This is a genomic window from Nitrospirota bacterium, assembly GCA_040752355.1.
Taxonomy (GTDB): Bacteria; Nitrospirota; Thermodesulfovibrionia; order Thermodesulfovibrionales; family Dissulfurispiraceae; genus JBFMCP01.
Genome location: JBFMHE010000028.1, coordinates 1 through 11996, shown reverse-complemented (window position 1 = coordinate 11996; position 11996 = coordinate 1). Strand labels below are relative to the sequence as shown.

Sequence of the window (11996 nt, the reverse complement as noted above, 5' to 3'; positions counted from 1 at the left end):
TTGCTCGGCTTGTAAGCACGTTTCCAGGCTTTTTATATTTTGCTCTCATCACGCGTTACGCATTACGCTTCACGGTATTTATGAACATACGCGAGCAGACAGAGGAAATAGAGCGGACTATACTCCATCCCAGGGCCTGCTTGAGCGCCCGGAGCAAGGGGAGGGCGAAGCACGAGCGCGAGGACGACCTCAGGACCTGCTTCCAGAGAGACCGCGACAGGATCATACACTCAAAAGCCTTCCGCCGCCTGAAGCATAAAACCCAGGTATTCCTTGCACCCAGGGGCGACCACTACAGGACCCGCCTCACCCATGTGCTCGAGGTCTCCCAGATAGCCCGGACGATTGCGCGGGCGCTGCGGCTGAACGAGGACCTCGTCGAGGCGATAGCCCTCGGCCACGATCTGGGCCATACCCCCTTCGGCCATGCTGGGGAGGCGCTGCTCAACGAGATACACCCCGGCGGCTTCGATCATTACCTGCAGAGTCTCAGGGTCGTCGATTTTCTCGAAAGCAAGGGGCAGGGCCTGAACCTCACCCACGAAGTCCGCGACGGTATTGCCAAGCATTCAAAAGGCAAGGGCCTCATTATCTCGGAGAATCCCAAGGACCGGCCGGCGACGCTCGAGGGCATGGTGGTGCGCCTGTCGGATGTCATCGCCTACCTCAGCCACGACCTCGACGACGCCATCAGGGCAGGAGTTCTCAAGAAGGCCGATGTCCCGAAGGAGATCAGCAAGGTCCTCGGCGAGTCGTATGCAAAGCGCATCGACACCATGGTGCGCGATGCCATCAGGACCACGGTTGCGGCCAGCCACGGGCATATCGGCATCAGCGAGGAGCTTTCGAGCACCATGTATCGCCTCCGGGACTTCCTCTTCGAGCATGTCTACGAAAGCGAAACGATACAACGGGAGCTCAACAAGGCGAAAGGCATCCTGAAAGCGCTTTACGAGTACTACCTGGAGCATTCCGACGAAGTCGCAAAGGATGTCCCGCCCGAGAAGGAGCTGGATCGGAATAAGATGGTCTGCGACTTCATCGCCGGCATGACCGACAGCTTCGCCCTCATGACCTACGACCGGCTCTTCCTCCCCCAGCAGTGGACGGTGATTTAGCGTGTTCCACGTGGAACAACTTGGGGGGATTCCTCTCGGGAGGGGCGCAGGGGTGGGCTCTAACGGCTGTGCCTTGCCGTAGCATTAGAGGGTTGTCATTGCGAGAAGCGGAGCGACGGCGGCAATCTCGCCTTTTCCTCAGGTCTTCAGAGAGGTCCTTTTATTCAGGATTCATGCCTTCAACCAGTGCCACTTTCTTCTGCCGCGCTCCGCTCGCAATGACAGCGGAAGAAGACGTGTTACTGCCTGTACTGCACGGAATTTTAGCAGACTGCGTGGCGAGGAGTATTAGGAAGGAACTAACTGCTTTTGAACACTACGTGAACAAAATAGAAAGGTGGCGCCTGCTCGTTTTGCCCGGTACTGCTTGCACCAAACCTCCTGGAGTTTTTAAGTCATGAGATTTACTTCTTACGACACTACCGGTACAACATCTTAAGCTATACACCTTACGACTTAACTTCCTGAGACCTACAGGTTGCTACGCCGGGCTTTCGTCGCTAGGCAACCACCTTGCTTGTAGCCTATACTCTTGCACTGACTTTGTCAAGAGTTCTTTTTAAAATATTATGGAGATAGTTACCACCTGATAGATTGACCACGTAATTCAGTTATAGCACCGCTGGATCATCATCTTCCGGTGAAGCAGGCTGGCGGGGGAGGGTGCAGAAGAGTAGGTAATCGGGGGCTTTCATGGTAAGATAAAGAGGTCGTTATTTCATCGTTGCCGGGAGGACGCATAATGAATTTCTATCGATGCCTGATCTGTGGCGATCCTTACATGGGAGAGGAGAAGCCCTCGAATTGTCCCTTCTGCGGTGCTCATGCCGATTATCTCGTCCCGAGTGCTGAATGGATGGATGAGAATACGAGCATTACGGCGCTTTCGGACATATCCCGTAAGAATCTCGAGCAGACCCTCCAGCTCGAGGTTAACAATGCGGCCTTTTACCGGGATGCGATGGCGAAGACAAAGGATGTCGAGCTCCAGGGGATATTCAAGTATCTGTCCAAGGTTGAGAATGAGCACGCTTCGGCGGTGAAGAAGATACTTAAGTGCGAGGCGCCGAAGCCGGAGCCGGGGAAAGAGGTCGCCACCGAGAGCGATAGAGAGAACCTGAGGATTGCCCGGGACAAGGAGCAGTTCGCCTCGGCGTTCTATGCCCGTGCTGCCCAGGAGGCAGCGGAGCCGCGGGTGAAGAGAGTATTCACCGCCCTCTCCGAGATCGAGGCAGACCATATCCGTGTCGATGGCGATCTGCTCGAGAGGAAGTGATATCCCCTAGCCTCTGAGACTTGCCGGTAGTGTTCCACGTGGAACATTACTGAGACAATGACAAAAAGAAGCGGTGACCAATTATACTAAAGAGAAAGGTTAAGGAGAAACGATGGCTACAGTAAAGAAGGGCGATACTATAAGAATTTATTACACCGGTACGCTCGAAGACGGCTCTGTCTTTGACGCTTCGCGGGAGGGCCACCCTCTGGAGTTCACGGTAGGGGAGGGCGAGCTGATTCCCGGCCTCGAAGAAGGTGTCATCGGCATGGCCGAGGGTGAGACGAAGGTGATCGTCATTCCGGCAGAGCTGGCCTACGGTCCGTATGTAAAGGAAAAGGTCTTCGAGCTCGAACGGGCGAAGATTCCGCTCGACTATAATCTCGAGATCGGTGACCCGCTCCAGCTCTACCGGGCTGATGGCATGCCGGTCATGGCGAAGATCGTCGGCATATCGGAAAAAACCTATACCATGGACTGCAACCATCCGCTCGCAGGGAAGGCGCTCATCTTCGAGACGACCGTAGCAGATATCCTGTAGTCTGCAGACTTCTCTTCAAGTGCGGTTCATTTCGCCGGGAGGCTTCCCTGTGCCGGACATCCCGGGGCTGCTCTCGATGTGATCAAGGACGCAAGATATTGTTTTTATTATATAAATATTTTTATTTCCATTCCAGCTTCCCGGCAGCGCAGCGGCAGGCAGGTCAGGGCATTTCACGAAAAACTTAAAACAGTTACCCTGTGGTAACATATCCGGACATGAAACCGAGCAGAGGCGAGTGAGGCCGTGGATTTCTTGAGTAGTGATAGCAGGATTTTCTTGCTGGTAAATCAGGGAATTGCAAATCCCTTGTTCGATGCTGTAATGCCCTTTATAACGGCAAGGGGCTACCTCTTGCTCCTCCCCTACCTGGGATATCTCCTCTGGAAAACGTCGCCGGGACGGAGCGGCAGCGACCCAGCAGCGATTTCCCGCGCGCATTTACTCTGGGCCGTCGTGATCGCCCTTTTCGCTTTTCTCGTCAGCGACTGGTTGGGCGGCGAGATAAAAAAAATTATCATGAGGCCGCGGCCCTTTCTGGTCTTCGATGATGCACGAGTGCTCGTCGGCAAGGGCGGGTCCTTTTCGATGCCCTCGAACCACGCGATAAACTCCTTTGCGGCTGCCGTATCCCTCTTTTACTTTACGTGGAGAAAGATACCTCCTGCATGGGCGATCTACCCGCTCGTCCTCGCCGGCCTTATCGCCTTTTCGCGGGTCTACGTCGGTGTCCACTATCCCTCGGATGTAGTTGCAGGCGCTCTATTCGGGACCTCCCTCTCCCTTGTGCTCATAGCGTTCTTCTCGTTCTGCCGCAATCGTTACCGGACAAAACCCTACACGACCGTCCTCTTTGGGGGGCTGGTAGCTCTCAGCATCTTCCGTATCTACTATATCCTCCATGGTCCGCTCGACCTGAGTCCCGATGAGGCACACTACTGGGAGTGGTCCCGCAGACTCGATCTGAGTTACTACTCCAAAGGCCCCATGATCGCCTATCTCATCTATCTCGGCACGGCGCTCTTCGGGGACACGGTTTTCGGTATTCGCATCATGGCGGTCATCTTTTCCGCGCTGAGCAGCGTTTATCTCTATAAGCTTGTCGCCCTGATGTACCATGAAAAGAACGATTCTACTGTCGGCCCGGGCAGTGTCGGGCAGCAGCGGCTGGGAAAAGACCTCGGGGCCATGGCAGCGCTCCTGTTCCAGGGGATTCCCCTCTTCGCTCCCTTCGGCGTGATCTTTTCCATAGATGCTCCCTTTCTTTTCTTCTGGATCCTTTCCCTCTATCTCTTTTACAAAGCGGTCGCTGCGCCTGGAGAAGGCCGCTGGAGGGACTGGCTTGCGGTGGGGGTCGCCGCAGGACTGGGGCTCCTCACCAAATACACCATGGCATTCTTTTTACTCTCCGCCTTTCTTCTTCTGCTGCTCTCCGATAAGCGCTCGCTCTTGAAATCGCCGAAACCCTATGGGGCGCTTATCGTGAGTCTGCTCGTCTTCAGCCCCGTACTCCTGTGGAATGTGCAGCATGGCTGGGTAACCATGAAGCATACTGCCGGCCAGGCGCATATAGCGAAGGGGCTTGCTCTCTCCTTCAAGAGCTTCTCCGAGTTCCTCGGCTCGCAGATAGGGGTCGTCACGCCGGCGCTCTTCGGAATGATGCTGTACGCTCTCTTCAGGCTGAAATATACCATCAATGATCTCCGGTCAAAGGTTCTTTTTTATTTCTCGATTCCTATTATTTCGTTCTTTCTATTAAAGAGCCTGCAGGGGAAAGTACAGGCGAACTGGGCGATGACCGGCTATATAACGGGCGTCGTCGCCTTCATCGTATATTTCTTCAGAAGCCGGGTGCGGCAGTGCCCCCGTGCCAGGTACCTTTCGCTCTTTGCTGTCGGCTTTGCGCTGCTCCTCACTGCGGTAAGCCATTATCCCTCTCTTCTCAAGCTGCCGCCGAAAATGGACCCGAGCTCGCGCCTGCGCGGCTGGGAGGAGCTCGGGAGAGAGGTCGGGAGCATCAAGGAGGCGCTCGGCCGGGAGGGAGAGGTGCTCATCTTCTCGGACAGCTATCAGGTGGCGAGCGAGCTCGCCTTCTACGTGAAGGGACAGCCGAAGACCTACGCGATCAACCTGGGCAGGAGAATGAACCAGTACGATCTCTGGCCTGGTATCAACAGCGCTGCAGCGGCAGCGCGACAGGGAAACCCCGGGGGCACGCTGCAATCTCTCGATGCCATTTTCGTGAAGATAGGGAGCGGCGATGTCCCGCCCGAGGTTGCCGCAGCCTGCGAGCGCACGGAGAGGCGGCTCTTCCGGGTGTATGAACGAGAGACGCTCCTGAGAGAATATTCTCTCTTTATCTGTTATAATTTCGGAGCGCTTGCGACAAAACAACCCGAACGCTACTAGGAGAGAAGCATGGATGTGTCCGTTGTCGTTCCCCTCTATAATGAAGAGGAGAATGTGGAGATTCTGAATGCGCGGCTGAAGGAGGTCCTCGATGCATACGGCGCGGACTACGAGATAATCTATGTCGATGACGGCAGCAACGACAGAACCCTGCCGCTCCTCGAAGAGATACAGCGGCGCAACAAGAATATTCTCGTCCTCAGCCTGAGGAGGAACTTCGGACAGACTGCAGCGTTTGCCGCGGGATTCGACTTCGCGCGGGGCGATATCGTCGTGACCATAGACGGCGATCTCCAGAATGACCCTGCGGATATCCCCCGGCTTCTCGAAGCCATAAAAGAGTACGATCTGGTGAGCGGCTGGCGAAAGAAGCGAAAAGACCCGTTCCTGAGCAGGCGGTTGCCCTCGATGCTCGCCAACTGGCTCATCAGCAGGGTAACCGGCGTCAGGCTCCACGACTACGGCTGCTCTCTCAAGGCATATCGGCGGGAGGTGGTGAAGAACCTGCGGCTCTACGGCGAGATGCACCGTTTCATACCCGCAGTCGCCAGCTGGTACGGGGTGCGCATCTCCGAGATAGAGACGACCCACCATCCCCGGCTCCGCGGGAAATCGAAGTACGGCATTTCGCGCACGATGAAGGTGCTGCTGGACCTGATAACGGTAAAGTTCCTCCAGAGCTTTTCGACAAAGCCGATGCAGTTCTTCGGCCCTATGGGTGTCTTGTTCGGCATCTCGGGGTTCGCCATCTCCCTCTACCTCTCTCTCGACAAGCTCTTCAGGGGCGTCAATATCGGCGGCAGGCCGCTCCTCCTCCTCGGCGTGCTGCTTATCATCGTCGGAGTGCAGTTCGTCGGCATGGGGCTTCTGGGCGAGATGCTGGTGCGGGTCTACCACGAGAGCCAGAAAAAGCCGATCTACGCGATAAAAAAGATCCTCGGCCCCGGCCGGTAGCGTCGGCAGCCCGTGAACGGCGATGAGCTCATGAGCGATGCTGCGCCGAAAGGCTCTCCGGGAATAAGGCGATATGCACTGCTGCTTCTCAAGCTTTTTATCAGCTCGACCCTCCTCTACCTGCTGATCTCGCGCATCGGCGGCTCCGCGATTCTCGGCAATGTACGGCTTCTGAATCCCCTCTCTTTTTTGGGAGCGGTCGCCCTGTATCTCCTCGCCGCATATCTCTCCACGCTCCGGTGGAAGCTTCTCGTGCCCTGCACGGTCGGCACGAGGAGGCTCTTCAGCATGTACATGATCGGCTCGTTTTTCAATACCTACCTCCCCGGCGGGATCGGGGGAGATGCGGTTAAGGCCTACTATCTGAGCCGGGAGATGATCGGCAGGCAGAAGAGCGGGAGTGATCGGCAGTGTCCGGCGATAGAGGCTCCGCTCACCATCGCCGTTGCGTCGGTATTCATGGACAGGTATATCGGATTCGGCGCTCTTCTGCTTATAGGCATGACGGTCTTCCCGTTCGGGATATCCCTCCTCGAGAGCGCGTCGTCGAGCGTGCCGGTGCTCTGGGCCATCCCCTCTCTTCTGATCCTCTTCATCGCCGCCACTATCGTTATATTCAAGTTCAGCTGGGGACGGCAGGTACAGTTCCTCCAGAGAGCATACCAGTACTTTCATACGCATACAATAAGGCGCGACACGCTCGTTACCGCCTTACTCTACTCCGTAGCGCTCCAGCTCCTGGGGATCATCGCCGTGTATGTCCTGGCGAAAGGCCTCTCTTTGAATATCTCATTCCTGTCCCTCCTCGTCTTTTTACCGATCATCATCGTCTTCTCGATGATTCCAGTCTCGATCTCCGGGATAGGGCTGCGTGAGGGCGCCTTTGTCTTTCTCCTGGGAGGGATCGGCGTGCCGCCTGAAAGGTCGTTCACCCTCTCGCTCGTCTGGTTCTCCTCGGTGTTTGTTGCAGGCCTATGGGGATTGTTCGAGTATCTACGGTTTAAGACTGTGCTTGGCGGAAAGGAAGAATAGCAGCCGCTTCAGGTCCCTCAGGTTATCGGGAAAGGCGTGTGCATCGTAGTATTCGTGCAGGCCGAGGCGCAGCGCCTTGTCGGTCAGGTTGAGATTGTATTTCTCTATGATGGAATCCGCGATAAACTCAATATCTTCCCGACGCTCCCGCAAGGGAGGGATAGGTATGCTCACCGGATTGATCGCGGTGAGCAGCCTCTCGGAAAATCTCCCCTCCCTGGTTTCCCTAACGATATCCACTCTCGAGGTAACGATGAATTTGATATCAAAGGAGGCCGGGTGGGTCTCTCCTATCTTGTAGAACTCGTCGTTGGTCAGGATATCGGCAAGCCTGTCCTGGAGCATCGGGGGGAGGGCGTCGATATCTTTCAGGAGAATGATCCCGCCGTTCGCCAGTTCGAGAGCGCCTTTATGTTTTTCGAAGCCGAGGAATCCCCCTTTGGCTCCGAAGAGCTCCATCTCGAAGGTTTCGCTGTCGAGCGTGCTGCAATGAATGGCGAGGAAGGGCTTCGTCTGGCGGGGGTTGTCGGCATGCCGGTGCAGGGCTACGGAGAGGAGCCGTTTCCCCACGCTGCTCTCGCCGTAAATGAAGATATTCTTGTCCTCGCGAGCAGCTGCGTAGGCCTCATCGAGCACCCTTTTCAGCGACTCCGACTTCGTCAGAAAGGTGATGCCCGGTGAGACATAGCTCTCCGCACTCCCGAAGAACCGTTCGGGGAGCTCTCCGACGTTGAGCTCCTGGCAGACTGCTTCGAACCGCTCCATTACGTCAGCCATAAGCTCTTCGATCTCGTTCTCGGGTATTCTGAAGTAGCGCTTGCAGAGCTCCCTGAACTTCTCCTGCGCCTCGACGACCGCAGGAAACAGGAGCGCTCGGGCTGCGGTATCGGCGGCGTCGAGGAGTCTGAACAGCTGGAAGGACTTATATGCAATGGAGAGCTTTGCAGGGTGCTCGAGATGGTTCCTGCGTCTTCCTTCCTCTGAAAATACCGCAGCCATGAGGTCGGCGATATCGCGGTAGACCTTCGGTGCGCTCAGGTTCCTGTCGAGTTGGGCGATGAGGGTGCTTTTGTAAAGTCCCGCTTCGATGAATACCCTATGCTCCAGGGGAACCTTGAGGAGGAGCTCGAGTATTTTACTATAGCTCGATCGGGCCTCGAGCATGAGGAGCATCCCGATGGACGGCAGCAACCCGGCGAAGAACGCCTCGTCCTCGTCAGCAAGGTCCACCCGCTCATTGATGAGCGCAGCGGTCTCCCCAGCCAGGACAGCATAACACCACAGCAGGTGATACCGCTCATCCAGGAACGCGTCCTGCTGCTGGAGAATGAAGCGTTCGGCTCCCTCGGCGCCTATAAGGGTGATCGCCTGGGAGATCGAGGTGATATCGTTGCGCTTATCCGAGGAGTTGATGTACTTGAGCAGGGAGAAATAGAGCCCGGGATCGTACTTCAGCAGGTGAGAGATATTCTGGAGCGGCTCGTTTTCGTTGTGTATTATGGATCTCAGCGCAATCACGGTATGTTCGTAAACCGGTGCATTCATCAGTGGTATAATAATGGATTGATGTATAAAGAGCAAGATTACGACATCGTGGTGATCGGCGCCGGTCATGCCGGATGTGAGGCAGCCCTCGCTGCCGCACGTCTGGGCCTGCAGACCTGTCTTTTCACCATAAACCTCGACACCATTGCGCAGCTCTCCTGCAATCCGGCCATAGGCGGTCTTGCCAAAGGGCATCTCGTTCGCGAGATCGATGCGCTCGGCGGCGAGATGGCGAAGATCGCCGATAAATCGGGAATCCAGTTCAGAATGCTGAACCTTTCGAAAGGCCCGGCAGTCCGGTCGCTGCGCGCCCAGGCAGACAGGGCTCTTTATCGGTCGCACATGCGGCACGCCCTCGAGCACCAGAAGAATCTCGCCATAAAGCAGGGAATGGTCGAGAAGATCGTGGCAGAAGAGGGCGTGGTGAACGGTGTCATAACGACGCTCGGCGTATTCTACGGCGCGAGAGCGGTTGTCGTGACCACCGGCACATTCCTGAAGGGCCTGATACACATAGGCCTCGAGAGCTTTCAGGCCGGCAGGGCCGGTGAATTCCCTTCTGTCGGCCTCTCCGATTCATTGAGGGCATTGGGGCTGCAGCTGGGGAGGCTCAAGACCGGCACACCGCCGCGTATCGATGCGCGGAGCATCGACTTCTCGAAGACGGCGCCCCAATGGGGCGACGAGCCCCCTCCCCCCTTCTCCTATGCAACGGAAAAGATCACCAATCCGCAGTTGCCCTGTTATATTACGTACACCAATCGGCAGACGCACGAAATCATCAGGGGCAGCCTCGACAGGTCGCCTCTCTATGGAGGAAGGATCAAGGGCGTCGGCCCGCGCTACTGTCCTTCGATTGAGGATAAAGTAGTGCGGTTCTCCGAAAAGGAGCGGCACCAGGTCTTCCTCGAGCCCGAAGGGCTCGAGACCACGGAATACTATGCCAACGGCATTTCGACCAGCCTGCCTTATGATGTACAGGTAAGGCTCGTCAGGAGCATCGAGGGGCTCGAGCATGCAGAGATCATGCGGACTGCCTACGCGATCGAGTATGACTTCGCTTTCCCCACCCAGCTGAAGCATAGTCTCGAGGTCAAAGGGATAGAGGGACTGTTTCTGGGAGGACAGATAAACGGCACGTCCGGGTATGAGGAGGCCGCTGCCCAGGGATTGATGGCAGGGGTCAATGCAGCGCTCAAGCTGAAGGGGATGCCGCCGCTCGTCCTGGGGCGTAATGAGGCGTACATCGGCGTCCTTATCGACGATCTCGTCACCAAGGGAACGAGCGAGCCCTATCGCATGTTCACCTCCCGCGCCGAATACCGTTTGCTGCTGCGGCACGACAACGCGGATTTCAGACTTATCGACAAGGGGCGCCGGATCGGCCTCGTTACCGATGAGGCGTATGAGCGGTTCCTGGCCAAAAAGATGTCCATGGAGAAGGAGATCGCCCGGCTGAGGAGAGAGCGCCTCAAGCCGTCGCCTGAGCTCAATGGAGCCCTCTCCGCTCTCGGCACCTCCGCACTGGGAGAGGATACGGCGCTCGATAAGCTCCTCAAGAGACCGGAAGTCCGTTACCCCGTGATCAGAAGCTTTGCTCCTGCCCCTGCGGAGCTCCCTCCCGAGGTCGAATCCCTTGTGGAGATCACCATCAAGTATGAGGGCTATATCCAGAAGCAGCTGGAGCTGGCGGAGAAGCAGAGCAAGTTCGAGGTGAAGAGGATACCCGAGGGCTTCAGCTTCAGCGCAGTTGCCGGGCTATCGAGCGAGGTTATCGAGAAGCTCCAGACGATTCAGCCCGAAACAATAGGCCAGGCGAGCAGGATACCGGGGATCACCCCCGCAGCAGTCGCCATATTGCTCGTTGCAGTGGAGCGGTATTGGAAACAAGCCAGGAACTCCTGAGAAAAGGCTTCCTTCAGCTGGGTGTTGCTCACTCCGACAGCGTCATAGCAGCTTTCATCACCTATTTACGTGAGCTCAAAAAGTGGAATCGCGCCTATAATCTCACGGCGCTGGAGAGCGAGAGGGACATCATAATTAAACACTTCTTCGATTCTCTTCTTTACCTCACGTTCATAGAGGAGGAAAAGAGCATCTGCGATGTCGGCAGTGGCGCAGGATTCCCCGGCATCCCGCTCGCCATTGTCAGGCCGGAGCTCGCAATCACCCTTGTTGAGCCGTCGAGGAAGAAGTGCGCCTTCCTGAAACACCTGAGGAGGACGCTCGGTCTCTCCTCGCTGGAGATCATTGAATCCAGAATCGAGGATGTGCAGGACCGTTCCTTCGATATTATCCTTACGAGAGCGCTCTTCAGCATAGAAGAGCTTATAAAAAAAGCAGGACATCTCCTCAACCGTGATGGTTTCTTCCTGCTCAGCAAGGGGCCGAAGCTCGATGAGGAGACAAAGGGCCTTTCTCCTTCGCTTCATTACGAGGTCAAGACCGTCCCGCTGCCGTTCACCTCGCTTGTGCGAAACCTGGTGAAGGTCAGCGAAAGGCATACGCCTGCCTCTCCAGCTCACTAAGTCGTTGAATTTACCTTGCACTCGATGAGGTAAGGCCTTTCAAGAGAACGTCGCGACGATCTCCGATAGTCGATGGTTCCCTCCCCTTTCACTCAAACAACTAATTGTAATATATAGTATTTCTTGGTGTTGACAGGAATCTTTTGTTGTGTTATATTAGATATTCGCTCTTTGATTTAGTTATCCTCGGATAGAGATGAAGAAGATGTACGCTGTGCCGATAACAGTAAGGGATATTGCTGAGTGAGCAAGCCTTGCGGGCAGTTGACAGAGCGGGCATCATTTGCTATAGTAAACACATAGCCGTTCTTTGAGTCTTACAAATTCTCTTGTTTATCTCTATCATGTCTTGGATTCAGGCGAAAGTTGTTATGATTTTTTCGCAAAAAAAGAGTCCCGGGCACGAGGAGCTTTTTGTTCTTTGAAAACTAAAGGTAGATTCTGTCAGTGAATTTGAGTTTGTCAGGAAAACTTATGAGAGTTTGATCCTGGCTCAGAACGAACGCTGGCGGCGTGCTTAACACATGCAAGTCGAACGGACCAGTGCTTCGCACTGGAGATTCCAAGGTACAAGTGGCAAATTCCGAGTTTGG

The 11996-nt window shown here is 55.6% G+C and carries 9 protein-coding genes and 1 rRNA gene; 9 read left to right on the top strand and 1 reads right to left on the bottom strand.

All coding sequences use genetic code 11. From position 1 onward, the window contains the following. Nucleotides 1–80: 80 nt before the first annotated feature. The 6 genes from AB1805_15785 (at nucleotide 81) to AB1805_15760 (ending at nucleotide 7330) form a co-directional block, all read left to right on the top strand. Nucleotides 81–1118, top strand: a complete 1038-nt coding sequence (locus tag AB1805_15785; GenBank protein ID MEW5746891.1) for a deoxyguanosinetriphosphate triphosphohydrolase — start codon at nucleotides 81–83, stop codon at nucleotides 1116–1118. Nucleotides 1119–1860: 742 nt separating this feature from the next. Continuing rightward, a complete protein-coding gene (locus AB1805_15780) occupies nucleotides 1861–2394 on the top strand; it encodes a ferritin family protein (GenBank protein ID MEW5746890.1) in 534 nt (177 codons plus the stop codon). Nucleotides 2395–2506: 112 nt separating this feature from the next. Beyond that, nucleotides 2507–2935 (top strand): FKBP-type peptidyl-prolyl cis-trans isomerase, encoded by a 429-nt coding sequence (locus AB1805_15775; protein ID MEW5746889.1) that lies wholly within the window; start codon nucleotides 2507–2509, stop codon nucleotides 2933–2935. Nucleotides 2936–3259: 324 nt separating this feature from the next. Further along, a complete protein-coding gene (locus AB1805_15770) occupies nucleotides 3260–5344 on the top strand; it encodes a glycosyltransferase family 39 protein (protein MEW5746888.1) in 2085 nt (694 codons plus the stop codon). A 9-nt stretch (nucleotides 5345–5353) separates the two neighbouring features. Next, nucleotides 5354–6298: a glycosyltransferase family 2 protein gene (locus tag AB1805_15765; protein MEW5746887.1), complete on the top strand. Its 945-nt coding sequence runs from the start codon at nucleotides 5354–5356 to the stop codon at nucleotides 6296–6298. A 30-nt stretch (nucleotides 6299–6328) separates the two neighbouring features. Further along, complete coding sequence (locus tag AB1805_15760; protein ID MEW5746886.1) at nucleotides 6329–7330, top strand: lysylphosphatidylglycerol synthase transmembrane domain-containing protein; 1002 nt, start codon at nucleotides 6329–6331, stop codon at nucleotides 7328–7330. Here the strand turns inward: AB1805_15760 and AB1805_15755 are convergent. Next, the gene (locus tag AB1805_15755; GenBank protein MEW5746885.1) at nucleotides 7292–8875 is read right to left on the bottom strand and encodes a sigma 54-interacting transcriptional regulator; all 1584 of its coding nucleotides are present in this window, start codon (nucleotides 8873–8875) and stop codon (nucleotides 7292–7294) included. The two genes, AB1805_15760 and AB1805_15755, sit on opposite strands and share 39 nt — an antisense overlap. A 21-nt stretch (nucleotides 8876–8896) precedes the next feature. On the opposite strand from AB1805_15755, the gene mnmG reads away from it, so the two are divergent. From mnmG to AB1805_15740, 3 genes are all read left to right on the top strand, one after another. Beyond that, entirely contained in the window at nucleotides 8897–10780 is a 1884-nt protein-coding gene (mnmG, locus tag AB1805_15750) for a tRNA uridine-5-carboxymethylaminomethyl(34) synthesis enzyme MnmG (GenBank protein ID MEW5746884.1), read from the top strand. Further along, the gene (rsmG, locus tag AB1805_15745) at nucleotides 10756–11403 is read left to right on the top strand and encodes a 16S rRNA (guanine(527)-N(7))-methyltransferase RsmG (GenBank protein MEW5746883.1); all 648 of its coding nucleotides are present in this window, start codon (nucleotides 10756–10758) and stop codon (nucleotides 11401–11403) included. The genes mnmG and rsmG overlap by 25 nt, the downstream gene beginning before the upstream one ends. A 470-nt stretch (nucleotides 11404–11873) precedes the next feature. Continuing rightward, a 16S ribosomal RNA gene (locus tag AB1805_15740) occupies nucleotides 11874–11996 on the top strand; the annotation flags it as partial.

Bases quoted from the DNA above. Each gene is read 5' to 3' on its own strand.
- AB1805_15785 (MEW5746891.1), top strand. From the start codon at position 81: ATGAACATACGCGAGCAGACAGAGGAAATAGAGCGGACTATACTCCAT.
- AB1805_15780 (MEW5746890.1), top strand. From the start codon at position 1,861: ATGAATTTCTATCGATGCCTGATCTGTGGCGATCCTTACATGGGAGAG.
- AB1805_15775 (MEW5746889.1), top strand. From the start codon at position 2,507: ATGGCTACAGTAAAGAAGGGCGATACTATAAGAATTTATTACACCGGT.
- AB1805_15770 (MEW5746888.1), top strand. From the start codon at position 3,260: ATGCCCTTTATAACGGCAAGGGGCTACCTCTTGCTCCTCCCCTACCTG.
- AB1805_15765 (MEW5746887.1), top strand. From the start codon at position 5,354: ATGGATGTGTCCGTTGTCGTTCCCCTCTATAATGAAGAGGAGAATGTG.
- AB1805_15760 (MEW5746886.1), top strand. From the start codon at position 6,329: ATGAGCGATGCTGCGCCGAAAGGCTCTCCGGGAATAAGGCGATATGCA.
- AB1805_15755 (MEW5746885.1), bottom strand. From the start codon at position 8,875: ATGAATGCACCGGTTTACGAACATACCGTGATTGCGCTGAGATCCATA.
- mnmG (MEW5746884.1), top strand. From the start codon at position 8,897: ATGTATAAAGAGCAAGATTACGACATCGTGGTGATCGGCGCCGGTCAT.